Annotated in this window: 19 protein-coding genes; 8 read left to right on the forward strand and 11 right to left on the reverse strand. The window is 52.8% G+C overall.

The window, feature by feature from the left end; translation table 11 throughout:
* Positions 1-49 precede the first annotated feature (49 nt).
* The gene (locus IAE30_RS04175) at positions 50-655 is read left to right on the forward strand and encodes a cupin domain-containing protein (protein WP_200677920.1); all 606 of its coding nucleotides are present in this window, start codon (positions 50-52) and stop codon (positions 653-655) included.
* An 18-nt stretch (positions 656-673) separates the two neighbouring features.
* Positions 674-2,002, forward strand: coding sequence for an FAD-binding oxidoreductase (locus tag IAE30_RS04180; RefSeq protein WP_200677918.1), 1,329 nt, complete (start codon positions 674-676; stop codon positions 2,000-2,002).
* Between the two features lie 103 nt (positions 2,003-2,105).
* Here the strand turns inward: IAE30_RS04180 and IAE30_RS04185 are convergent, their stop codons facing one another.
* Together IAE30_RS04185 and IAE30_RS04190 are read right to left on the reverse strand one after the other, a co-directional pair.
* On the reverse strand, positions 2,106-3,392 hold the full coding sequence (locus IAE30_RS04185; protein WP_200677916.1) for a PAS domain-containing methyl-accepting chemotaxis protein: 1,287 nt from the start codon (positions 3,390-3,392) through the stop codon (positions 2,106-2,108).
* A gap of 246 nt (positions 3,393-3,638) precedes the next feature.
* Positions 3,639-4,952: an MFS transporter gene (locus tag IAE30_RS04190; RefSeq protein ID WP_200537840.1), complete on the reverse strand. Its 1,314-nt coding sequence runs from the start codon at positions 4,950-4,952 to the stop codon at positions 3,639-3,641.
* A 509-nt stretch (positions 4,953-5,461) separates the two neighbouring features.
* On the opposite strand from IAE30_RS04190, the gene IAE30_RS04195 reads away from it, so the two are divergent.
* Both IAE30_RS04195 and IAE30_RS04200 read left to right on the forward strand, forming a co-directional pair.
* Positions 5,462-7,432, forward strand: coding sequence for an autotransporter outer membrane beta-barrel domain-containing protein (locus tag IAE30_RS04195; protein WP_200678358.1), 1,971 nt, complete (start codon positions 5,462-5,464; stop codon positions 7,430-7,432).
* Positions 7,433-7,775: 343 nt separating this feature from the next.
* Entirely contained in the window at positions 7,776-9,632 is a 1,857-nt protein-coding gene (locus IAE30_RS04200) for a hypothetical protein (RefSeq protein WP_200677914.1), read from the forward strand.
* Positions 9,633-9,725: 93 nt separating this feature from the next.
* Here the strand turns inward: IAE30_RS04200 and IAE30_RS04205 are convergent, their stop codons facing one another.
* Entirely contained in the window at positions 9,726-11,063 is a 1,338-nt protein-coding gene (locus IAE30_RS04205; protein WP_200537761.1) for a glycoside hydrolase family 10 protein, read from the reverse strand.
* A gap of 137 nt (positions 11,064-11,200) precedes the next feature.
* Here IAE30_RS04205 and IAE30_RS04210 point away from each other — a divergent pair, with 137 nt between their 5' ends.
* Positions 11,201-11,527 carry a hypothetical protein gene (locus tag IAE30_RS04210; protein WP_045815361.1) on the forward strand — a complete coding sequence of 109 codons (327 nt, stop codon included), beginning with the start codon at positions 11,201-11,203 and terminating at the stop codon, positions 11,525-11,527.
* 35 nt (positions 11,528-11,562) lie between these two features.
* On the opposite strand, the gene gabP is transcribed toward IAE30_RS04210, so the two are convergent.
* Together gabP and gabT are read right to left on the reverse strand one after the other, a co-directional pair.
* The gene (gene gabP, locus IAE30_RS04215; protein WP_045815360.1) at positions 11,563-12,957 is read right to left on the reverse strand and encodes a GABA permease; all 1,395 of its coding nucleotides are present in this window, start codon (positions 12,955-12,957) and stop codon (positions 11,563-11,565) included.
* A gap of 96 nt (positions 12,958-13,053) precedes the next feature.
* On the reverse strand, positions 13,054-14,316 hold the full coding sequence (gene gabT / locus IAE30_RS04220) for a 4-aminobutyrate--2-oxoglutarate transaminase (RefSeq protein WP_200677912.1): 1,263 nt from the start codon (positions 14,314-14,316) through the stop codon (positions 13,054-13,056).
* A 109-nt stretch (positions 14,317-14,425) separates the two neighbouring features.
* Between gabT and IAE30_RS04225 the strand changes: the two genes are divergently transcribed.
* Complete coding sequence (locus IAE30_RS04225; protein WP_200677910.1) at positions 14,426-15,919, forward strand: PLP-dependent aminotransferase family protein; 1,494 nt, start codon at positions 14,426-14,428, stop codon at positions 15,917-15,919.
* Positions 15,920-15,974: 55 nt separating this feature from the next.
* Here the strand turns inward: IAE30_RS04225 and IAE30_RS04230 are convergent, their stop codons facing one another.
* Positions 15,975-16,832: an aldo/keto reductase family oxidoreductase gene (locus tag IAE30_RS04230; RefSeq protein ID WP_200677908.1), complete on the reverse strand. Its 858-nt coding sequence runs from the start codon at positions 16,830-16,832 to the stop codon at positions 15,975-15,977.
* A gap of 98 nt (positions 16,833-16,930) precedes the next feature.
* Between IAE30_RS04230 and IAE30_RS04235 the strand changes: the two genes are divergently transcribed.
* Positions 16,931-17,848, forward strand: a complete 918-nt coding sequence (locus IAE30_RS04235; RefSeq protein ID WP_200677906.1) for a LysR family transcriptional regulator — start codon at positions 16,931-16,933, stop codon at positions 17,846-17,848.
* On the opposite strand, the gene IAE30_RS04240 is transcribed toward IAE30_RS04235, so the two are convergent.
* Entirely contained in the window at positions 17,823-18,431 is a 609-nt protein-coding gene (locus IAE30_RS04240) for a TetR/AcrR family transcriptional regulator (RefSeq protein ID WP_200677904.1), read from the reverse strand. The genes IAE30_RS04235 and IAE30_RS04240 overlap by 26 nt on opposite strands.
* A 129-nt stretch (positions 18,432-18,560) precedes the next feature.
* Between IAE30_RS04240 and IAE30_RS04245 the strand changes: the two genes are divergently transcribed.
* Complete coding sequence (locus IAE30_RS04245) at positions 18,561-18,953, forward strand: RidA family protein (RefSeq protein WP_045815354.1); 393 nt, start codon at positions 18,561-18,563, stop codon at positions 18,951-18,953.
* Between the two features lie 35 nt (positions 18,954-18,988).
* Here IAE30_RS04245 and IAE30_RS04250 read toward each other — a convergent pair whose 3' ends face one another.
* The 4 genes from IAE30_RS04250 to IAE30_RS04265 form a co-directional block, all read right to left on the reverse strand.
* The gene (locus IAE30_RS04250; RefSeq protein WP_045833176.1) at positions 18,989-19,189 is read right to left on the reverse strand and encodes a hypothetical protein; all 201 of its coding nucleotides are present in this window, start codon (positions 19,187-19,189) and stop codon (positions 18,989-18,991) included.
* A complete protein-coding gene (locus IAE30_RS04255) occupies positions 19,186-19,704 on the reverse strand; it encodes a DUF2778 domain-containing protein (RefSeq protein WP_234465400.1) in 519 nt (172 codons plus the stop codon). The genes IAE30_RS04250 and IAE30_RS04255 overlap by 4 nt, the downstream gene beginning before the upstream one ends.
* Positions 19,705-19,970: 266 nt before the next feature.
* On the reverse strand, positions 19,971-21,437 hold the full coding sequence (locus IAE30_RS04260; RefSeq protein WP_200677902.1) for an aspartate aminotransferase family protein: 1,467 nt from the start codon (positions 21,435-21,437) through the stop codon (positions 19,971-19,973).
* A gap of 12 nt (positions 21,438-21,449) precedes the next feature.
* Positions 21,450-22,832: a diaminobutyrate--2-oxoglutarate transaminase gene (locus tag IAE30_RS04265; RefSeq protein ID WP_034829839.1), complete on the reverse strand. Its 1,383-nt coding sequence runs from the start codon at positions 22,830-22,832 to the stop codon at positions 21,450-21,452.
* Positions 22,833-22,978: the final 146 nt, after the last annotated feature.

Here is a 22,978-nt window from a genome sequence, read left to right on the forward strand (position 1 = left end):
GATGACACCCTTAAGCTCAGCTGACATGATTGCGAATGGAATTCAGCAGATGAAAAAAGAATCGAGCATGAAAGGGGAATTCGGCGCTCAGGAAGCGGATATCGGCTCCCGCGTCAAACGTGTGCGCAAGGCGCGGAATATGACCATCACTGAGCTGGCGCTGCTGGCGAATGTTTCCGCTGGCGCGATCAGTCAGATCGAACGCAATCTGACGAATCCGACGGTGCGTGTGCTGGAACAACTGCGTCTGGTCTTAAAAGTCCCCCTTTCGGCCTTTTTGGAAGAGGCCGAAGCTCACACTCATGGTGCTGAGCATTATGTCCGGCGCGCCGCGGAACGCCCGCACTTTAACGTGGGTAAACAGGGAATTTCAAAACAGATGCTTTCCCCCTCGGGCGACCATGATTTGCAGTTTATGTTTATCAATATCCCGGCAGGCGTGCAGTCTGCTGAGATGTTAATGGGGAAGGGGGAAAAAGCAGGTTTAGTGATGGCGGGTGAACTCACGCTGGAGATTGACGGTGACACCGTGCTTTTGACACCCGGTGACAGTTTTCAATTCCAGAGCCATCTACCGCACAACATTTTTAACCCGACGTCCAGTGACGCCACTGTGTTGTGGATCATGCATATTTCCTCTGAGCAACATTTATAAAGGTCAGGATTGAACATCATGCGCATCAACGTGAATACCGTAGCAGACAGTGAAACTTTCCCCAGCGCGGTGGATGTCATCGTCATCGGCGGCGGGATTATCGGCACTTCCGTCAGTTATGAACTGGCAAAGCAGGGCGTTTCCGTGGCGCTGTTTGAAAAAGGCGTGATTGGCGGTGAGCAGTCGGGACGCAACTGGGGCTGGGTCCGCCAGCAGAATCGCGATCTGTATGAGCTGCCGATGGCGATACGCAGTTTGCAGCGTTGGGAAGCGTTGAGCGGTGAAATCGGACTCGATCTTGGCTTTAGCCGCCAGGGAATCACCTACGGCACGCTGAGTGAAGCAGATGTGGCGCGCTGGGAAGCCTGGGGCAAGCAGGCGAAACAAATCGGGTTTGTCAGCCATTTATTGACGGGCAGAGAGACGCGCGAGCGCATTGGCGAACAGGCCCAATGGGTGGGCGGCGTGTGGTCACCGAGCGATGCGCGTGCTGAACCCTCCATGGCCGCCCCGGCAATCGCCACGGGCGCGAAAAATCTGGGGGCTTCGGTGCATCAACACTGCGCGGTGCGTGGATTGGACATCAGTGGCGGGCGCGTCACCGGTGTCTGGACCGTGCGCGGCTTAGTGAAAGCGAACCGGGTGATCTGCTGTGGTGGTGCCTGGAGTTCACGTTTCTGCAAACAGTACGGTGTTGAACTGCCGAGCGCCAATATTTTGGGTACAGCGTTTAAAACCACGGTGGCGCCGGAAGTGATTAAAGGGTGTCTGAGTATCGGCGGATTATGCATTCGCCGTCGTCAGGATGGCAGTTACACCGTGGCACTCTCCGGACGTGGGCAGATCGATCTGGCGCCGCAAAATATCCGCTATGCCACCAAATTTTATCCGATGTATCGCAGCAAAATTGCCAAAAAACTCAAAGTGCGTATCAACGGTTCTTTCTTTAATGGTCCGGAAGCCGCTGGCTCCTGGTCAAATCAGAGCTTATCGCCATTTGAAAAGATCCGTGTACTCGATCCCGCCGGCGATCCGTCGATTGTGCAGGAAGCGATGCAACTGCTGGTTCAGTTTTACCCGGAACTTGCCGGGATCAAAGTGGATCATGCCTGGGGAGGCTGGATCGACACCACGCCTGATTTGGTGCCCGTGATTGATGAGATGGATACGGTACCGGGCCTGTTTATCGCCTCTGGCTTCAGTGGCCATGGTTTCGGCATCGGTCCTGGAGCGGGCTTATTGTGCGCGCAGATGGTGAATAACCAACCGCTGTTTACGGATGCTGAACCTTACAGTCTGGCGCGCTTTGCCAAAGGCAATGCGATTCGCGAACCGCAGATGATGTAAAAGCCTGTTAGATACTGAGCGATCGTGGCATCGGTTACGCCATGCGCGGTTAAAAGTGAAAGGCGGCCTTCAGGCCGCCTGGTCATCGCTAATGGGTGATCACCTAAACATCCAGTCGATGAATGACATTCACAAACTCATGCACACCACTGTTTATTTCACGCAGGCTGCGCGATAGCACGCTGATTTTATCTTGCTCAGTCACCACGAACTGTTTCACTTCGCTTAACTGCTGCTCCATTTGATGAATCAGCATGGCGTTGTGCTCCACGACCTGAGTAATCTTTTTGGTTGCGCTGGAGGTGGACGCCGCCAGACGCCGCACTTCATCCGCTACCACACTAAATCCACGACCCGCTTCACCCGCGCGCGCGGCTTCAATCGCGGCATTTAACGCCAGGATATTGGTTTGTGAGGCAATCAGATTGATGGTTTCCACCACTTCGTTGATGCTTTTGGCCGAGGCATTTAACTGTGTGCCAATATCGGTTGCGGCATTGACCTGCACGGCCACCAGACCGGAGTTGCGGATGGTTTCATCCAGCACTTCGTTGGCGTTATCGGTTATTTGCGAAGTTTGTTCTGAGGTGGTGAGGGCAATATCAGCGACCCGTTTTGCCGCTTCAACCCGCGTGGTGATATCGGAAGCAATTTTGATCACTTTGTACACTTTGCCGTCGGCATCAAACACCGGATTGTAGCTCGCCTCCAGCCAGATACGTTCGCCTGCGGCGGTCTTCCGCTCAAAGCGCCCGACAAAGTGTTGTCCCTTAGCGATTTTGCGCCAGAACTCGGGATTCTCACGGTAAAAGTTATCGAAACAGAACAAGCGATGATGCTGACCGACAATCGTTTTCAGCTCGTAACCCATGTGTGTCAGGAAGTTCGCGTTGGCTGTCAGAATAAGGCCATCGGGGGTGAATTCAATGACGGCCATGGAGCGGTCGAGTCCGGTGATCACCGCCTCTTTGTGCTCGAGTTCTTCATGGCGGGCAGTGATATCACTGGCGACTTTAATCACCTTATAAACTTTGCCCTTGTCATCGCTCACCGGGAAGTACGTTGCGCTCAGGTAGAAACGTTGGCGTTGTTTATTAAAGCGCTCAAAGATGCCGGTGACGGATTCACCTGAGGCCAGCGTCTGCCAAAAAGCAAAGTACTCCGATGACTGACTGTAAGCCGGGCTGCAGAAAATGCGATGATGTTGTCCCTGAATCTCATGCAGGTTGTAGCCGGTTACCTCAAGAAATTGCGGGTTGGCGCTGAGGATTTCACCGCTGGGCGAAAACTCAATCCATGCCACATGTAGTTTGATTGCATTGATATCTTTGAGTACATCGCCACTTTTATAAAATGGCAGAGAAAGGCTGGATTTCTTCACCCCAAACATGTGTGACCTCAGGCGATATTATGTCATTGAACATAATGCGTGCAGCTTTTGCCGCTCCGCTGAATTTCCACAGCCGAACACTCTATCTTGCGAATGTGTTTCTCTGCGCGCACGCAGGCTGGGGGTATTGAGTTATCGCTGCCTGATGTTGAAATAAACGGACCGCTTGCGGTCCGCTTTGGTAAAGGTAGCTTAATTATCGGCGCGGTTTCCAGAACATTTAACTAAAATGCATGAAAAAGCGTTTCACTTGCCAGACTGCGGATAGGCAAGGGTTTTCAACCGATCATTTGGTGGTCGCGAGACGATAATGCCAATCACACCCCCCGCGATCAGGGCCAGCGCCACCACCAGTAAACCTGAATGATAACTATGGGTCATATCCTTGAGTTTTCCCAATACGGGTGGCAATCCCAAACCGACAAAGTTGGCGACCGTATTGATAAAGGCGATAGAGGCAGCGGCCGCCACGCCCGCGAGTTTTTCGGTCGTGACCGCCCAGAAAATCGGCGTCAGCGCAAAGTTGAAACCCACTGTCAGTACCAGCAGCAGATAGGCCACCCAGAGATTTGCTGTGAAGATCGCTGTGGCCAATGCCAGCCCAGAAAGAATCAATGGCAAGCCTAAATGCCAACTGCGCTCGCGTGTTCTGTCAGAGTGACGGCCGTTCAGATACATGAATAAGCACGCCATGATGAAAGGCACTGCCGAGAGCAGGCTGATCACGAAATCGCTCTGTTCTGCCGCCATGCTTTTGATAATCAGCGGCATAAACAGGGTGATGCCAATGGATCCAAATGCCTGCAGAAACCACACCAGGCTTAGCAGCAGTACCGTTTTATCTTTCAGCGCACTTAACCAGGAATGATTCTTTCCGATCGCCACGTCAGCATTGTCTTGCTGCAGACGGTCACGCAGCCAGGATTTTTGTTGCGAGTTTAACCACGGAGCCTGCTCAGGCGAGTCGGGCAGGCGCCATAACACCAGGCAACCGAGAATCAGCGCGGGAATGCCTTCCAAAGCAAACAACCAACGCCAACCCGCAATATCTGCGATTCCATGCATGTTTAATATCGCACCCGAAACTGGCAAACCAATAATGGATGCGCTGACTGAACCCATGTAGAAAAACGACATGGCACGAGCGCGATTGCTTTTGGGAAACCAGCATGCAATGTAATAAATAATACCAGGTGCAAAACCCGCCTCGGCCATACCTAATAAAAAACGCATCACATAGAGTTGATTGGCGGTGTGCACCAGTGCCATGCCGGTGCTGACGATGCCCCAGGTGATCATAATGCGCGCTATCCAGCGACGCGCGCCCACTTTGGTCATGATCACATTGCTGGGAATTTCGAAAAGAATATAAGAGATATAAAACATCCCGACGCCCAAGCCATACATGCTGGTTGTGAGACCGAGATCGGCATTCATCTGAAGTGCCGCGATAGAGATATTGGTCTTATCGAGATTGGCAACGAAATAACAGATAACGATAAAAGGGATAATTTTACTGTTCAATTGTTTAAGGGTAGAGGCATATAAATCGTTGCTCATCATAACGACCTCGTCATCGGTTTGGCCTTTTTCAGGCAGCAGCCATACTGCCCGCCAGGCATGCAGGTAAATAAGATGGAGTGATTGTTTTTATTGTTGGTATGACTAAAAACTGGCGCAGAATTAAATAATGATGTCGGAATCATTGTAGTACAGTGAAAATGGATTGTACTACAATATAGATCACAAAATGAGAGGAAAGGTTAAAGCTTCAAATCCTAATACTTCTATGCCGAAACCTCGCCTGGCCGCTCTATCAAAAAAGATTCGCTAAATCAGAGAATTACTGTGAGCGAGGTTAAAATCTCAAAAATGCCTGCCGTAATCTTCTGTGCGCAAACTGGTATTACCTTCCATAACTGGCTACACCTTAAACGTCCTTGTTATCTCTTTAGCTTCTTTTGCATCTTTGATGCGACCTTGCTGGCTTGCGTAGCTGCGATGTTATTGCGCAAGACTGACCTTTGAATCGCCAGACTTTTTCTGTCTGGCTCATCACGGAGTAGATGATGATAAAACGTCAATCCGCACTCTCCCTTGTCGCGATAGCGACCTTAAGTACTTTGATGGCAACACCCTACGCTAAGGCGTGGGACAGCTTAACCGTCTTTGGCGATAGCCTGAGCGACGGTGGCAATATTGGGCGTTTTACCGCCGACGGCGCGCAGCATCCGCTCTACGATGAAATTTTGGCTGCGCACCTGGGCGAAAATCTGCAGCCTTCAACGTTGGGTGGCAGCAACTATGCACAAGGTGGTGCTGTGGCAGTACCTGCACTGGATCCTGATTTGAATACGCAGGATCAGTTGGCGGCTTATCTGCAATCTACGGGAGGGCGCGCTGACAGCAACGGCTTGTATATTCACTGGGTCGGCGCGAACGACATTGCCGCCGCGGTCACCAATCCGCTGACCGCACGTGAAACCATCAGCAACAGTGCAATTTCTGCGGCTTCTCAGGTCAAAACACTACTGGATGCGGGGGCCGGTGCGGTTATCGTGCCGAACGTTCCGCAATTGGGGCTGACGCCCTACATGGTGCAACTCGTGTTGCGAACGTTTGGAACATCAGCCATGGTCGCGGCTTTTCAGTCGCTCGATAACGCGGCAACACCGGATGTTGCTGCCCGTCAACAGGCGGTGAAAGATGCCTTCACGGTTGCCGCCGGACAAATTTCGGGCATCCCCGCAGTGCGTGATGCGCTGGCTCAGCAGCTTTACGACGCCTGGCAAACGCTCAGCACTCAGGTCACTGCTCTCTCTGATGGCTACAATCAGCAGGAAGAAGCCCAGCTGGCCGCGTTGAAGGGCAATATCGTCCGGGTGGATATCGCTGGACTGTTTAGCGAGGTGGTCGCCAACCCGGGACGTTATGGTTTGACCAACACCATCGGTATTGCCTGTCCGGTAGGCACCTCAGCAGATGAATGCCACTCTTCTGATGCCGGTTTTAGCACCGCACAAGATTATCTGTTTGCCGATCGCTTGCATCCCAGTCCGGCCGTCCACGCCATGCTGGCGGATTATATTCAGTCTATCCTCGATGCCCCGGCGCAGGTGGCGGCTCTGTCGCAATCCACGACGCTGATGGCGCAAGACATGCACAATACGCTGGATGGGCATTTGCAACAGCAGCGACAGCAACCGGCCAGCGCGGGTCAGTTCACGGTGTTTGGCGGTTACGCAGGGCAACACGTCGATTATCAAGGTGATGCCTGGAGCAACGGTGATGCAAACACCACCAATCTGACGTTGGGGATCGGCTATCAGCTGACCGATAACTGGCAAACCGGTTTGCTGTTCTCAAACAGCAATCAGCGCATGAATCCTTCCTCAAACTATGACTATAAGCTGCGCGGTAATCTGGTGGCACTCTACAGTCAGCTTACTTTGTTCGATCAAGGATGGATCAACGCCGATCTCCACTATGCCGATCTCGATTTCGATAGTATTGAGCGCAACATCAACATCGGCCCAGCCACCCGGACTGAGCAAGGCAGCAGCAGCGGTAAATTAATGGGCATGCGGGTACAAACCGGCTGGGATTTACCCTTGGGGAACCATATTACGACCGGTCCGGTAGCCAGCTATGCGTTGGATTATGGTCGCGTGGGTGGCTATCAGGAAAATGGCAATACCAGTACTTCAATGCGTTATTCGGACCAAACACTTCATTCGCAGATAGGTTCAGTCGGCTGGCGTATTGATAGCCGGGAGTGGGTGATCAATCCCTGGGCGCAGGTGAGCTATTACCATCAGTTTGGTGACACGGATGCCACCGTGCGTGCGGGTTTGAAATCCACCCAAACCTCGTTTGAACGGACGGTGGAAGCCGGGGATAAGAACTGGCTTGACGTGGCGGTGGGGGCCAATGTGCCGTTGGGCGATACGGTCAATGCCTTTGCTGGGGTGTCCACCGTCGCCAGTAACAGCGATTACCATCAGGTGACCTGGAACGTCGGGGTTAATGCCACATTTTAGGATGATGTGCCAGCAAGTCGGGGCTTGCTGGCGCCGCTTTAGCTTCACTTAACCTTCATAAATAAGAAAATGAAACAGTTACCGGCTTAAGGTATTCGACCGAAATCTTACGTCAGGTGGTCATTTTTTGCGGCCGCGATAAGTAATAATATTCCTACGATTATTCTGTAAAATTTCGCCATACCGCTGCGCTTTCTTTCAGCAATCATGGTCTTGTTGTATCTCATCTATCAATGGGATAGTAAACGCCTCTATTTACACTGGTCCGCATCAACATATTAACTATCAGCTACTTATACTCCATGGGTGCCGTTATTTTCTCTTAATATTTAAGGGGTCCACCATGGTAAATACGTCCAATAACACCTCACCGCAAAATGCCGTCAACGCCTCAACCGGTACCGTTGTGCAGTTAAAAACCATTGATGAATTACGGGCTACTGAACCGACATCCGCCGGGGAAATCGCTTCGGTGCTGGAGTACACCAAAGGCAGCAAAATGGGCGGGGGGGTGTTTGTTTATGACGCCACTGATAGCACCAGTGAAGATGATGGCGGAATTGTTTTTATCACTGCCGGCAAAAAGCGCTGGAAGCGTGTCATACAGGACTACAGCACTGTCACCGTGCTGGATTTTGGTGCGATTGCCGATGGCAAGACCGATTGTATTGCAGCCGTAAAACGCATGTATAACTGGTCGCAGCGCGTGCTGCCCGCAGCCGGCATCCGCTTTACGGCTGGGGTGTTTAGCATGTCCACTTTTGACATCTCAAAAACAGAAATTAACCGTTTTAAAGTCTCGGGTGCCAACGTCAACTTTGGCTACTTCCCGACGACCACGTTGGTATTTAACTGGAATACCCAGCCCAGAGGACTTCATTTTTTTAAAGTGAATGCGCGCTATGCAGAGATATCGGGCATTGTGGTGAAAGGCATGAGCTCTAATAGCGGCGGAGACGGCGGTACGGCATTTAATAAAGTCGGTTTTTACGCCAACATTATAACCGGCGGGCAGTTTCTACGCGTGAGCAGTATGGAGTTTCGCTATCTGGGCGGGCGAGCGTTGGATCTTATTGATACGCTGGATTGTAAGATTGATCAGTTTTATTCCAGAGGGTGTCAGGACAGCATTGTGTATGCGCGCTGGTCTGACCGTGAAGCAGGTGCCTGGGACCACAGTACGGCCATAGAATTATCCAACTTCAATTTGCAAGAAAATACCCTGAAGCCAGTTTTGGATTTACCGCGCTGCACCCAATCTTTTATTCGTAACGGCTGGATTGAACATTCAGAATTTGCCGGAGATTTAACCAATGGCCAGTGGGTGATTGAGGGGCTGGCAATTGAATCGACGACTAACCCGCTAAAATTAGGTTATTGTCGCGCGTTGATCATTCAAAAAAGTATTCATAATCAAAGCGCCGGGTTTGATTACAGCACCACAGGTATTGAACCCTGGTCACTGCTGGCAGAAGGTGATCGCGGGCTGATGGAAATATCGGATTGGGGTGCCATCATTCAGGGATCGCTAAACTACGATTACATTACCTCTCAACACCACATGGATAACCGCAGCGATAAAGAGAAATGGTTTTATATTGGCGAATTTAATTTCTCCGATGAAGGCACGCAGATTCACGTACGTGTGGTGGGCACATCGCAAATATTATCGCAAAGCGCCACGCAAACTCAGCACTCTGGACGAACCCCGGAAGGGGTGGCCAATATTTACCTTCAGGCGCGCAATAGTGCCAATACCATTGGCAGCTGGTATGGCGAAGGCTCATGTCCGGTGACCAAAGTGCACATTGAAGGTGGTGCCACTCGCACTAAGCTTTACGTTAAATTGGCGCAATTCACCGGTTTTGCCACCGCGCAGGTGGAAACGAACGGCAAGGATCGGTACAAGGCGGGATTATGTTTTATCTTCCGTAAAAGCTATACCGCCTGTTCAGAAGCCGATGCGCAAAAGTTTGATGCAGCCCCTGTGGTGGCTTTCGAACAGCACTGGATTGGCAATGAAAAGGTGGGGTTTGGCTACAACAACGATAAGGAGTTGCTGTTAAATGGAACGGTTATCACTGGTCAGCCTGAAGAGTACGAACCGGGAAAATGGCGTACCCGGCGTTATTTGAAAGTCCGGGTGAATGGCAACGAATGGAGTATTCCTTTAAATAGTGCAACAGAGCCGTATATCTGAAGAGAAGCCAGCAACGGACGTTGCTGGCGTATTTTTCATCAAAGTAAGTTGGATGAGGTATACCGGAATAGACGGTAGCGCGTTGCTCGAAAATCAACTTCCCCAACGGCTGCGTAAATAATTTACCGCCTGCTGTGTTTGCGGTTGATTAAGGTAGTTTTCGCGGAACAGAATAGTGCCGTTAATTTGTGGCACAGAGTCATTGAGGTCGAGCTGTTTTTTCAGTTCCGGTACACCGCCATTAATGGTCCAGTCTGGTTCCATTTTGGAGGTTTCGCCGACTTTATACAGCGCCACACCGATATAGAGCTTGGTATGCGTGGGTTTCACCACGTTGGCCCACCAGTTAGCGAGCACATCGTAACGTGCAGCCTGGCGTGAAAATGGCCAGTAAATCTGCGGCGCGATGTAATCCAGCAGGCCCATCTGCACCCATTTACGAGTATCCGCGTAGGCTTCATCGTAAGCCGCCGCGCCGCGCGTGTCTGATCCCGCAGGATCGTGTGACAGGTTGCGCCAAACGCCGGCAGGGCTGACACCAAATTCGACATGCGGTTTTAGCTGTTTAATGGTGCGAGAGACTTGCTCAATCAGCTGTTGAGTATTGTGGCGTCGCCAGTCCGCTTTTGAGGCATAGCCCTGACCATACTGGCGAAATGTCGCGCTGTCATTCAGCGTTGAGCCGGGCGATTCCGCGTAGAAATAGTCATCAAACTGCACGCCATCGATATCGTAATGCGCAACGACCTCCGCCACGATGCTGGTGATCCAGTCACGGGCATCGGGAATACCCGGATCTAACACAAAGCGGTCACCGGCGGTGCGAATCCAGTCTCGATGGAGCACAAAAACGCTGGCTGGATGCAGGGAGAGTGTGCTGTTGAGTTCTGCCACCGTCGAGGGTTTCACGTTGGTGGAAACGCGATAAGGGTTAAACCACGCATGCACTTTGATACCGCGTTTGTGCGCTTCATCCAGCATAAACTGTAGCGGATCGTAACCGGGATCTTCCCCAATCTTTCCGGTCATCATATCTGACCAGGGCAAAATTTTAGAGCGCCACAGCGCAGTGCCGTCCGGTTTCACCTGGAAAAAGACGGTATTAATGCCGAGACTTTTGAGTTTATCCAGCTTATCGGTCAGCGCCTTTTGTTGCTGGCTAATGCGATTTGCCGGGCTGGCATTTACTGAGGCTATGGGGGGCCAGTCAAGACGCGACACCGTGGTGAGCCACACACCTCGCACCGGTTCTGCGCTGACAGCGGGCTGAACAGGATGCGGTTTCGGCGTCACTGTCGGGAATGGGGTGACCAGTGATTTAGGCGGCTCGGAACTGCAGCTGGCTAAAAGCAGTGCAGCCAATAGCGTGGCCATTTTTTTCACGGGAGTCATACGGGGAAAACGCGCGGAACAGGCTATGATAAACTCCATTTTTTTCAATTTACTGTTCGAAGAGCCTCATTCTCTTCTCATCAGCTTTAAAGTCAATAAGAGCCCTCGGTAACGTTGTTATGCCATCCATGACCAACGCTGCCCACGGATCTCACTAAAAACAGGAATACACTGCCATGACATATGAAGACCTTTACCGCCGCATCGCGATGATTGTTTTCAGCTGTGGACCGCAAGGTGCGCGCGAATTAATCGTAAAAGCTGAACTGTTTGCCGATGACGAGGGCGGTGAATACCAGTTCGATTATCTGGATGAAAACGGCGAGCCAGACTGGTTTGAACCGGATGCACAGGCGATTGGCGATTTAACTGAAGCATTGAAAGATTTCCAACACTACTTCGTTGAGCACGATATGACCGAAGGCAAGCCGGTGTGGAATAAATGCGTTGTGGTGATTAACGTGCCGGAAGAGTCGATCAGTATCGATGTGCAATATGAGTAAGGCTTCCGGGCATCCTTGCCCGGAAATCTCTGGCGTTATGAACGCACTGCCACTAACGCCTCGCGCTCGCGCAAAGCGCGTTTACGATGCACGATGCGGCTGGTGATCAATACCGCTAAGGTGAGTAAACCGGTGGCGATGATTTCTGAGCGATGCGCCGGCATAAACAACATTGAGATCAGTACACCCACGATAAACACCATGGTCGCCCAGGTTAAGCCTGGGAACAGCCACATGCGATAACTTAAGGTCTCACCCCGCGCCTCGCGCTTTTTGCGCAACACCAGATGCGAAGCCGCTATCACCAGATAAACCAGCAAAGCAATAGCCCCTGAACTGGCCAGCAGGAACTCAAATACCGCTGCGGGTGCCAGATAATTGGCAATCACCGCGAGAAATGCAGCGGCAGTTGAGGCGATGACTGCAACCCAGGGGGTACCACTGCGTGTGGTTTTTGATGCAGCGGCAGGGGCATCCTGACGACGGGAAAGCGAATACAGCATGCGAGAAGCCGTATAGAGCGCAGAGTTAAGACAGCTGCACACCGCGATCAACACCACCACATCGACGATTTGACGTGCGTAAGGAATATTCATCATCTCCATTGCCGTTTGATACGAACCGGCTTTCATCAGCGATGGGGTATTCCACGGCACCAGTGCAATCACGATGAATATCGACAGCAGGTAAAACAACGCAATACGCCAGATGACGGAGTTGGTGGCCTGCGTAATCTGCTTTTTCGGTTCACGTGATTCCGCTGCCGCGATGGTGACGATTTCCGTTCCCATAAAGGAGAACATGGTGGTCAGTATGGCGGCCAGTACGGCACCGATACCGTTTGGCATAAAGCCGTGCGTGTCATAGAGGTGAGAAATGCCTTGTGTGCTGCTACCCGGCATCAGGCCAAAGATAGCCAGACTGCCGACAATCAGGAAGGCGACAATGGCGACTACTTTCAACAAAGCAAACCAGAATTCGAACTCACCGTAATTTTTTACGCTGAACAGGTTGCTGACCGTCAGGAACGTGGTGATCGCCAGAGTATATTCCCACACGGCAATCTGCGGGAACCAACTGTGCAATATCGTGCCAGCAGCATTGGCCTCAAGCGGAATGACCAACACCCAAAACCACCAGTAGAGCCAGCCAATGGTGAATCCAGCCCAGCGCCCCAGTGATTTATCTGCATAGGTGGAGAAAGAGCCGGAGTCCGGTGAGGCAACGGCCATTTCCGCTAACATGCGCATAATCAGCACCACTAGCGCACCGGCTGCGATGTAGGCCAGTAACACGGCGGGCCCCGCTTCAGCGATGGCGTGACCGGAACCGACAAACAGACCGGCACCAATCACCCCGGCAATGGATAACATGCGGACATGACGCGGCTTTAAGCCTTGCGCGAGCGCATCGGCATTCTGTGAACTCATTGTTTTCTCCAGATTGTCTCTCGGGCTGTAACGTCGCACAGCCTGGCTGCAGCAGGTGAATAGCCAGCCCGCACGCGGGCTGGATAAGCTGAGGGCCTATGAATCCTGATGTGCGCTCAGCACGTTGCTGAGAATCTCCAGCGCCTGGCTGAATTGCGCATCCGGAATAGTGAGCGGATAGAGGAAGCGAATCACGTTGCCTTGTGGACCACAGGTCAACAACAGTAAACCGCGCGCCATGGCGTGTTGCTGGATGGCCTGAGCGGTCTGCGCCTCGGCAAATTCCACCGCGACCATTGAACCCAATGCGCGAATATCGGTGATCGCGGAGCAGTGACGACGTGCCTCATTGAGGAATTCGACCAGTTTTGCACCCAGCTTCACTGAGCGGTCACACAGTTGTTCCTCGGCAATAATATCCAGCACCGCATGCGCGGCGGCAATGGCCAGCGGGTTTCCGGCGTAAGTGCCACCCAAACCACCTGGGCCTGGCGCATCCATGATCTCTGCGCGACCACTCACCGCAGACAGCGGCATGCCGCCCGCCAGGCTTTTCGCCATGGTGATCAGGTCAGGTTTGACGGCGTAATGGTCCATGGCAAACAGCTTGCCGGTGCGACCAAAGCCGGTTTGCACTTCGTCGGCAATCAGCAGAATGCCGTGTTGATCAGCCAGCTGGCGCAGGCGAACCAGGAATTCAGCAGGGGCAATGTGGAAGCCGCCTTCACCTTGCACAGGTTCCAGCACAATGGCCGCCACGTCTTGCGGCGCAATGTCCTGAGTGAAAATGTCCTGCAGGCTTGCCATCGCATCATCAACGCTAATGCCGGTCACGCTGTTGGGATAGCGAGCGTGCCACACGGAGGCGGGCATTGGGCCAAAGTCACGCTTATAGGGAGCCACTTTGCCGGTCATCGCCATCGTCATAAAGGTACGGCCATGGAACGCGTTACCGAAAGTGATAATGCCGTGACGGCGTGTGGCGGCGCGCGCAACTTTAACGGCATTCTCTACCGCTTCAGCACCGGTTGAGAAAAAGGCAGTTTTGGCTTTACCGGCGATGGGCACCACTCTGTTGATGCGCTCTGCCAGGCCGACATAGCTCTCGTAAGGCGTCACCTGGAACGCGGTATGGGTGAATTTTTCTAACTGTTCCGCGATGGCTTTCACAATGCGCGGATGACGGTGGCCGGTGTTGAGCACCGCGATACCACCGGCGAAATCGATCCAGCTATTGCCTTCAACGTCACGCAGCGTCGCATTCTCTGCCTGATCGACATACCACTTGCAAAGATTACCGGTGCCACGTGGGAGTGCGTCATCTTTGCGTTGCTGCAGCTGGCTGTTTTTACCTTCCATAACCTTTCCTTAGCGATAAGCGTCTTTACAAATCACGACAAACACGCTTATTTATCCCTGCACTAAGGTTTGTTGCCAGAGCCACTTTTACAGAAAAGGATGGAGCCAATTGCGGAGTTTGTACGCCGATCATGTATTAGAACGTTTGCAGTTTATGCCGGAAGGGACGTTGCAGCAGCGCCTGTTGGCGTGTATGCAGGCGGCGATTGCTGAGGGGATTTTTCCACGCGCCACGCGATTACCGGCCACGCGCGATATGGCACGGGAATTATCGGTGTCACGTAATACCGTACTTAACGTTTATGAAAATTTGATGTCACAGGGCTATGTTACCGCGCGCACCGGCAGCGGAACCTGGATCGCCGAAACGCTGCCTGAAGGCTGTTTAAACAGCCCGCGCGGCGATGACCTGACGCTGCCGCTCAGCGCGAAAACGGCGGCGATTTCTAAACGCGGTGCATCGCTGTTGGGCCATGCCAACGCCTCCCCTTATCAATGGGGCGCGTTTGTGCCAGGCGCGCCGGATGTCACGCAGTTCCCGCACAAACTCTTTAGTCAGATTCAGGCGCGATTGAATCGCGAGCCCGATATCGATCGGTTGATTTACAGCAGCAATGGCGGCTGCCCGCAATTGCGACAGGCGCTGGCGGACTATCTCAGCGTGGCCCGTTCGGTGCGTGCGGATGCGGATCAAATCATCATCACCGAAGGCATCCATCAGGCGGTTGATCTGGTCACGCGCGTGCTCTGCGATCCGGGGGATACCGCGTGGATTGAAGAGCCCGGCTACTGGGGAACGCGTAATCTTTTACGAATCAATGGGCTGAAGATTCAGGCCATGCCGGTCGACGATCAGGGCATTATTCCTGACTTACCGCCCCGCAGTCGGGCGCCCAAAGTGATATTTGTGACACCGTCACACCAATATCCATTGGGCGTGCATCTCAGCCTTGAAAGACGTAAGCAGTTGCTGGATTTGGCCAGCAAACATAAAACCTGGTTGGTAGAGGATGACTACGACAGTGAGTTTCGCTTCGCGGGGCAGCCTTTTCCTTCGCTGCAAGGTTTTGAGCCCGATGCGCCGGTGATTTACATGGGCACGTTCAGCAAAACGCTCTATCCGGCACTGCGACTGGGTTATCTGGTGGTGCCAAAAGCGCTGGCTCAACCCCTGCGCGTTGCGGCGGCGGAACTCTATCGTGGCGGGCATCTGCTGGTGCAGCGGGCGCTGGCGGAGTTTATTCAGAAAGGGCATTACATGGCGCACATTCGTCGCATGCGCAAACTCTACAGTCAGCGTCGTCGCTTCTTAGCCGGTCTGATTGAGCGCTATCTTGGCGCTGATTTTATGCCTCGCGTCAATCATGAGGCGGGTTTGCATCTGGTGATTAACCTGCCTGCGGGATGTGATGATGTGGCGATTACCGCTCTGGCGCTGCGACGCGGCGTGAAGGTCAGGCCCTTATCGCAATATTATATGCATCAACAGGAGCGGCGCGGTTTGCTGCTGGGCTATGCCTGCGTGGATGAGCGTCAGTGTCAGGATGCATTTGGCGTGCTGAAGGCTTGTTTGGTGGAGAGCGGGGTTATCGCGCGTTCATAGGCCGGTCCGCTGTTAAAAAGGTGATGGGCGGCCCGCAGGCCGCACCCTTGCAGGACTAAGCGATGCTGTTTAAACGCTGCACGACATCGTGACTCAACACAAGATCGCCACTGGCGAGATTCTGCTGGAGATGTTCTGGTGATGATGTGCCGGGAATCAACAGAATGTTCGGCGAACGTTGAAGTAACCAGGCCAGTGCGACCTGCAATGTAGTGGCATTCAACTCCTCGGCCACTGCGGTGAGCTGCCCGGATTGCAGCGGGGAGAAACCACCCAATGGGAAGAACGGCACATAAGGAATGCCCTGTGCAGCAAGTTGATCGACCAGCGCTTCATCCTGACGATTCGCCAGGTTGTAAAGGTTCTGCACACAGGCGATCGGCGTCATTTTCTGCGCATCGGATACTTGCTTGGCCGTCACGTTGCTCAGACCGATATGCTTAACCAGACCGCGCTCTTTAAGCTTGATCATCGCTTCGACCTGCGGTTCCAGTGAGCCTTCAGCCGGTGCATGCACGTCGAGCATCGAGCGCAGGTTCACGACTTCCATCACCTCCAGACCCAGATTACGCAGGTTATCTTCCACCGCCAGCGTCAACTCATCGGGCGAGAAAGCGGGCAACCAGCCTCCTTTCGCATCGCGGCGGGCTCCGACTTTGGTGACGATCACCAGGTCATCGGAATAAGGATGCAGGGCTTTTTTTATCAGTTGATTGGTAATGTGCGGGCCGTAAAAGTCGCTGGTATCGATATGATTTACGCCCGCAGCGACGGCATCACGTAGCACCTGCAATGCCCGATTCTCATCGGCTGGCGGCCCGAATACGCCTTTGCCCGCCAGCTGCATAGCGCCATAACCGAGGCGTTTAACCTGACGATCACCCAAAGTATAGGTATTTGCGTTGTGAGACATGGAAAACCTCCTTCGTCGATGTGTGTACAGATTGTAATCGACACATGGCTGTGCAACTATCCGGTTAAATCAGGACACAGTGTACGGAATAGCGAACAATGGCATTGGATATTGCACTGCTGCATGCAGTGGTGGCGGTGGCAAAAGCGGGTGGGTTCCGTGAGGCGGCCCGCATGACAGGAAGCAATCCTTCACGTTTAAGCGATGCCGTAAGGCGAGCGGAGGAGCAGTTGGGTGTCCGGCTGTTCAATCGCACCACGCGTACCGTCGCACTCACTGAAGCAGGCAGGGCGTTAATGACGCGCCTAATGCCAGCCATGAATGAAGTGGATGCGGCACTCGATTCGCTTAATCATTTTCGCAGCACACCAGGCGGCACGTTGCGGCTCAATGTGCCGGTTAGCGCAGCCCGACTGGTTTTGCCCTCCATCGTGCCCGGTTTTCTGGCGCGTTACCCCGATATTCAGTTGGAAGTGGTAGCGGAAAGCAATGTGCAGGATATCTTCCGTGACGGTTGTGATGCGGGGATTCGTTACGACGATCATCTGGAGCAGGATATGGTGGCGCTGCCGATTGGCCCACGCGTGCAACGCTTTGCCGCTGCGGCGTCATCCGCCTACCTGACTCAATTTGGTACCCCTCAACATCCACGTGAGCTGCTACATCATCGTTGTTTATATGGCCGCTATGCCACTGGCGTGATTGCTGATTGGGAGTTTGAAAAGGGCGAAGAGGTGGTGCGTTTACAGCCGAAAGGGCCATTGATATGCAGCATCGGCGCGGCTATGGATCTCACCGTCGCGGCCGCGATATCCGGCGCAGGCGTGGTGTATTTGTTTGAAGATTGGATCAAACCCGCGCTGGACAATGGCAGCCTGCAACCAATACTGAGCGATTGGTGGCAGAGTTTTTCCGGACTGTGGCTTTACTATAACGATCGTCGTTTGATCCCCGCACCGTTACAAGCCTTCCTCGACTATGTGCGCGAACTTAATGCGCAGCCGCAGGCGGGTTAACCAGCAGTCCGGACATCAATACGCGAAACGCATCAACCGCGCGCGGAAGCGCAGCCACCGGCTCGCTGGAGGCGGCAATCCACAACGCGGCATTCAAGGCGGCACCGTTCACCAGATGAGCCGCCGCTTCAGTATCCATTGGCTTCACTGTGCCTTCTGCAATCAGCGCAGAGAGCATGTCTGCCGTGGTGCGCAGACAGGCAGTTTGATTGGGCCACTGTGAAGGATCGCCGAGCACAGCGGGACCATCAAGCAGCATGATGCGTTGCACCTCTGGCTCCAGGGACATCTCAATGTAGGTAATCGCTTCCGCCAGAAAGGCATGCCACTTTGATTCAAACTGCTGCCCAGCGGCACGCATCTGTACCAAAATCTCTGCGTCGATCTGGTCGATAACGGCTTGTAATAGGCCCTTTTTATCGCCGAAATTGTGATAAAGCGCCCCCCGCGTCAGCCCTGCTTCAGCGGTCAGATCATCCATTGATGCGGCGCTATAGCCTTTCTCCGCGAAGGCCCTTCGAGCAGCCCCAATCAATTTTGCCCGCGTTTCTTCTACCTGTTCTGTTCTTCGTTTGGCTGCCATAGCAACTCCAAAAATTTGCATTGACATACGCTGCGTATGTTATCCATATTAATACATACGCGGCGTATGTTAAAGCGATAACCGGCTTAGCTACCCGGTTTCACCCTTTTTTCCATCAGGAGAGCGATTATGAACAAACGTGATGCCATTTTTCCAGCGGGACGTCAGGCGCTGTATGAAATTAATCAATATTCTGCCGCAATACGTTCCGGGGACCTGTTATTTGTCTCGGGCCAGGTAGGAAGTCGGGATGACGGTTCTGCGGAACCTGATTTTGCACGTCAGGTCAATCTGGCGTTTGAAAACCTGCAAGCCGTGCTGAAAGCGGCGGGATGCACTATGGATGATGTGGTGGATGTCACCAGTTTCCATACCGATCCTGAAAACCAATTTGCCATCGTGAATGAGGTGCGTTTACGGCATTTCGGTGAGCCGCCGTACCCAAACTGGACGGCAGTGGGGGTAAACTGGTTGGCGGGGTTCGATTTTGAAATCAAGGTGATCGCGCGAATTCCTCAGTAGTTCAGCGTGCCGCACAGGGAGGTGTGTCTGTTGAATCAGCGCGCCCGGCGAACAATCTGCAATACTGCCAGGGCAATGATTGCAGAAATAGCAGCCTTGATCAGAAGTAGGGTGAAATCGTATTTGTCCATCGCTGTTTCACCATCACCGGATACGCTGACTAAATGGCTAATGAGTCCATCGGGGATCAACACGATGCCGGCAATAAGGATGATAAAGAAAATCAGTATTTTCATTTGATTTCACACTTTGAGTAATCAGGAACACCGCGCACATCAATTCGCCCATAGGCAAGCAACCCATTGCCACCGGGAACCTTGAATTTAGGCCGACTGAGTAGCGTACGCCTCAGGCTGTGGAATTCATTGGCACGATAAAGTGTAATGCAGCCCCATGAAACCCCAGAGCCGTCAGTATTCAGCGGGTGCAAACGAAAACTGCCACGACGATTGCCGTTTACAAAAACATAATCGTTCATGGTTTGACTGTTATAGAGAGCAAACCATTCCGCATGATGATTGCGATATAAATGTGCCATATCTATTGCCTCAGCACGTAGGCGGTTTAAAAAACTCCCCTCTGGACGATCAACTATCCAATATGTGACAGGCGGAATAGCCGCTTTTTCTTTATCTGAGCAGTCGGGATTATTTATGTAACGTTCAATTCCCGATAATACGTCAAAAGTACCAATGCCATAGCATTCGAGTGGCAACGTTTTACCATCTCGCGACAGCTTCTTGTAATCCATGGTGCAAACCTGCATCAGCAACACTCCTGTCATCAATGTCCGGTGAATGGCAGCGCAGAATGAAGGCGTTTATACCAGTCAGGAATAGAGAGAGTTTACACAAGGATATATGGCTATTAAGTGACAAGAAGGGAATTATTCGACCGATCAATATGTTATCAAAATCATCCTGGAAATGGGGTGCTGGATATTTATAGTTAAAGATGGCAGGCAATAAAAAAGCCGATAACCGTTGCCAGTTATCGGCTTGATCGCATAGGTCGAAATTACGCGTTCAGTAACTGATTCGCGGTTTTCTCAACCAGCGCCAGCAAGACTTTGATGTCTTCCAGCGTCACGGTCGGGTTCAGCAACGTCAGTTTCAGGCAGGTAATGCCCTGATTTTCAGTTACGCCAACGTTAGCACGGCCTGAATCCAGCAGCGCATCGCCGATACGCTGGTTGAACAGAGCAATCTGCGCGATATCGGTCAGTTGCTCTGGACGATAGCGGAACAGCACGCTTGCCAGTTGTGGCTGCATCACCAACTCAAGGCGTGGTTCTGAAGCAACAAACTTCGCCACTTCCTGTGCCAGCGTCACACCGTGATCGATGATCGCGGCATACTGTTTCTGACCCAGCGCTTCCAGACCCATCCACAGTTTCAATGCATCGAAACGACGCGTGGTCTGCAGAGATTTGGATACCAGGTTAGGAACACCGGCTTCTTCATCGAACTCAGAGTTCAGGTAAGCCGCCTGATAACGCATCAGCTCGTAGTGACGTTCGTCTTTCAACAGGAATGCGCCACAGCTGATGGTCTGGAAATACTGTTTGTGGAAGTCGAGAGTCACCGAATCCACTAACTCCAGGCCGTCCAGGTAGTCACCATATTTTTCAGACAGCAGCAGTGCACCACCCCAGGCTGCATCGACATGCATCCAAATGTTGTGCTCAGCTGCGATGCCCGCGATTTCGCGCAGTGGATCAATCGCACCCGCATCGGTAGTGCCAGCAGTCGCGACAATCGCCAGAATCTGCTCGCCATTGGCTTCGGCCTGCGCCAGTTTGGCTTTCAGGTCTTTGACGTCCATACGTGCGAACTGATCAGACTTCACCTGCACCACAGAATTGTAGCCGTGGCCAAGCAGCGCCATGTTTTTCTGTACCGAGAAGTGCGCGTTCTCAGAACACAACACTTTGATCTTACGCAGATCGCCAGTGATGCCGTCCAACTGCACTGAATGACCTTGACGCTGATAGAACGCATCACGCGCCAGCATCAAACCCATCAGGTTGCTTTGGGTGCCACCACTGGTGAACACGCCAGCATCGCCTGCTGGGTAACCCACCTGTGCGCGCAACCATTCGATCAGTTTGACCTCAATGATGGTGGCAGAAGGGCTCTGATCCCATGAGTCCATGCTCTGGTTGGTGGCGTTGATCAACACTTCTGCAGCCTGGCTAACCACCAGGCTAGGGCAGTGCAGGTGCGCCACACACTGTGGGTGGTGCACTGACAGGCTGTCTTTCAGGAAATACTCAATCGCGCGTTCAATCGCGGCCTGGTTACCCAGGCCGTTTGGATTGAAGTCGAGCGTGATACGCTCGCGCAGTTCGGCAACGCTTTTGCCTTGATACATCTCAGGCTGTTGCAGCCACTGCACAACCGCGGCGCTGCTCTGGGCAATCGCCTGCTGGTACGCCTCAATGCTCTGTGCAGAGGCGGCCAGAATCGGGTTTACTTCAGACATTTACTCTTCCAATCAAACAGGTTTGACGCCAGCGCCAATCAGCGCCTGCTCAAATTTATCCAGGAAAATCGCCAGCTCTTCGTTGGTGATCAGCAGTGACGGCAACAGACGCAGTACTGCACCGTGACGACCGCCACGCTCCAGAATCAGACCTGCTTCGAAGCACTTCTTCTGCAGCAGTGCAGAGAGTTCACCATCAGCCGGCAGGCTACCCATATGGTCAGCCGCTTCGTTTGGTTTAACGATCTCGATACCGATCATCATGCCCAGACCGCGGATGTGGCCGATAACCGGGAAGCGCTTCTGCATCTCAGCCAGCTGTGCTTTCAGCCATTCACCTTGTTCAGCCACTTTACCGGCGATGTTCTGCTCGGTCAGGACTTTCAGGGTGGCCAGACCGGTTGCCATCGCCAGCTGGTTGCCGCGGAAAGTACCGGTGTGGTGACCTGGAGACCAGGCGTCGAACTGCTTTTTGATACCCAGAACAGCCAGTGGCAGGCCACCACCTACTGCTTTAGACATCACGATGATATCTGGCTCAATGCCTGCGTGTTCGAAGGCAAAGAATTTGCCGGTACGGGCAAAGCCAGCCTGAACTTCATCAAGAATCAGCAGAATGCCGTGTTCCTGAGTCACTTTACGGATGCGCTGCAGCCACTCGACCGGAGCAGGGTTCACACCGCCTTCACCCTGAACGGCTTCCAGGATAACAGCTGCAGGCTTGCGCACGCCGCTTTCCACGTCGTTGATCAGGTTTTCGAAGTAGTAAGTCAGGGCTTTCACGCCCGCTTCACCGCCGAGACCCAGTGGGCAACGGTACAGATGCGGGTAAGGCATGAACTGCACTTCTGGCATCATGCCGTTAACGGCTTCTTTCGGTGACAGGTTGCCGGTCACCGCCAGCGCGCCATGAGTCATACCATGGTAACCACCAGAGAAGCTGATCACGCCGCTACGGCCCGTGACTTTCTTCGCCAGCTTCAGTGCTGCTTCAACCGCATCCGCACCGGAAGGACCGGTGAACTGCAGGCAATATTCTTTACCCTGGCCAGGCAGCAGCGAGAGCAGAGATTCTGAGAATTGATCTTTCAGAGGTGTCGTCAGATCAAGAGTATGTAACGGCAAGCCGCTGGTAATGACATTTTGGATGCTCTGCAGAACATCAGGATGGTTATGACCAAGTGCCAGCGTCCCTGCGCCAGCCAGGCAGTCAAGATATTGTTTATTCTCGACATCTGTGATCCACACGCCGTTGGCTTTGGCAATCGCTAAAGGCAACTTGCGCGGGTAGCTCCTGACGTTTGATTCAAACTCAGCCTGACGGGCCAAGAATGCGTCGTTGTTTCCATTGAATGCGTTGGCACCAAAATTATCAATACGGACTTTATCCGTCATCATATCTCTCCTTCAACCGGGGCTCGTGATGGCTGGCCGATTGACTAGTTGAACAAAAAAGTATCAGTGGTTTAAAAAACGCGGCCAATATAGAGCCTTTTGACGTACATCACAATGATTTATTTTGTTTAGATTTGTTTATTCTT

The organism is Pantoea sp. S61 (assembly GCF_016625145.1).
GTDB classification, from domain to species: Bacteria; Pseudomonadota; Gammaproteobacteria; order Enterobacterales; family Enterobacteriaceae; genus Pantoea; species Pantoea rwandensis_B.

Coding starts and splice junctions, on each gene's coding strand:
- IAE30_RS04190 (WP_200537840.1), bottom strand. CDS start 4,952: ATGAGCAACGATTTATATGCCTCTACCCTTAAACAATTGAACAGTAAA.
- IAE30_RS04255 (WP_234465400.1), bottom strand. CDS start 19,704: ATGGATTACAAGAAGCTGTCGCGAGATGGTAAAACGTTGCCACTCGAA.
- IAE30_RS04240 (WP_200677904.1), bottom strand. CDS start 18,431: ATGGCAGCCAAACGAAGAACAGAACAGGTAGAAGAAACGCGGGCAAAA.
- IAE30_RS04265 (WP_034829839.1), bottom strand. CDS start 22,832: ATGACGGATAAAGTCCGTATTGATAATTTTGGTGCCAACGCATTCAAT.
- IAE30_RS04235 (WP_200677906.1), top strand. CDS start 16,931: ATGGCATTGGATATTGCACTGCTGCATGCAGTGGTGGCGGTGGCAAAA.
- IAE30_RS04210 (WP_045815361.1), top strand. CDS start 11,201: ATGACATATGAAGACCTTTACCGCCGCATCGCGATGATTGTTTTCAGC.
- IAE30_RS04195 (WP_200678358.1), top strand. CDS start 5,462: ATGATAAAACGTCAATCCGCACTCTCCCTTGTCGCGATAGCGACCTTA.
- gabT (WP_200677912.1), bottom strand. CDS start 14,316: ATGGAAGGTAAAAACAGCCAGCTGCAGCAACGCAAAGATGACGCACTC.
- IAE30_RS04205 (WP_200537761.1), bottom strand. CDS start 11,063: ATGGAGTTTATCATAGCCTGTTCCGCGCGTTTTCCCCGTATGACTCCC.
- IAE30_RS04230 (WP_200677908.1), bottom strand. CDS start 16,832: ATGTCTCACAACGCAAATACCTATACTTTGGGTGATCGTCAGGTTAAA.
- IAE30_RS04180 (WP_200677918.1), top strand. CDS start 674: ATGCGCATCAACGTGAATACCGTAGCAGACAGTGAAACTTTCCCCAGC.
- IAE30_RS04200 (WP_200677914.1), top strand. CDS start 7,776: ATGGTAAATACGTCCAATAACACCTCACCGCAAAATGCCGTCAACGCC.
- gabP (WP_045815360.1), bottom strand. CDS start 12,957: ATGAGTTCACAGAATGCCGATGCGCTCGCGCAAGGCTTAAAGCCGCGT.
- IAE30_RS04250 (WP_045833176.1), bottom strand. CDS start 19,189: ATGAAAATACTGATTTTCTTTATCATCCTTATTGCCGGCATCGTGTTG.
- IAE30_RS04245 (WP_045815354.1), top strand. CDS start 18,561: ATGAACAAACGTGATGCCATTTTTCCAGCGGGACGTCAGGCGCTGTAT.
- IAE30_RS04185 (WP_200677916.1), bottom strand. CDS start 3,392: ATGTTTGGGGTGAAGAAATCCAGCCTTTCTCTGCCATTTTATAAAAGT.
- IAE30_RS04260 (WP_200677902.1), bottom strand. CDS start 21,437: ATGTCTGAAGTAAACCCGATTCTGGCCGCCTCTGCACAGAGCATTGAG.
- IAE30_RS04175 (WP_200677920.1), top strand. CDS start 50: ATGAAAAAAGAATCGAGCATGAAAGGGGAATTCGGCGCTCAGGAAGCG.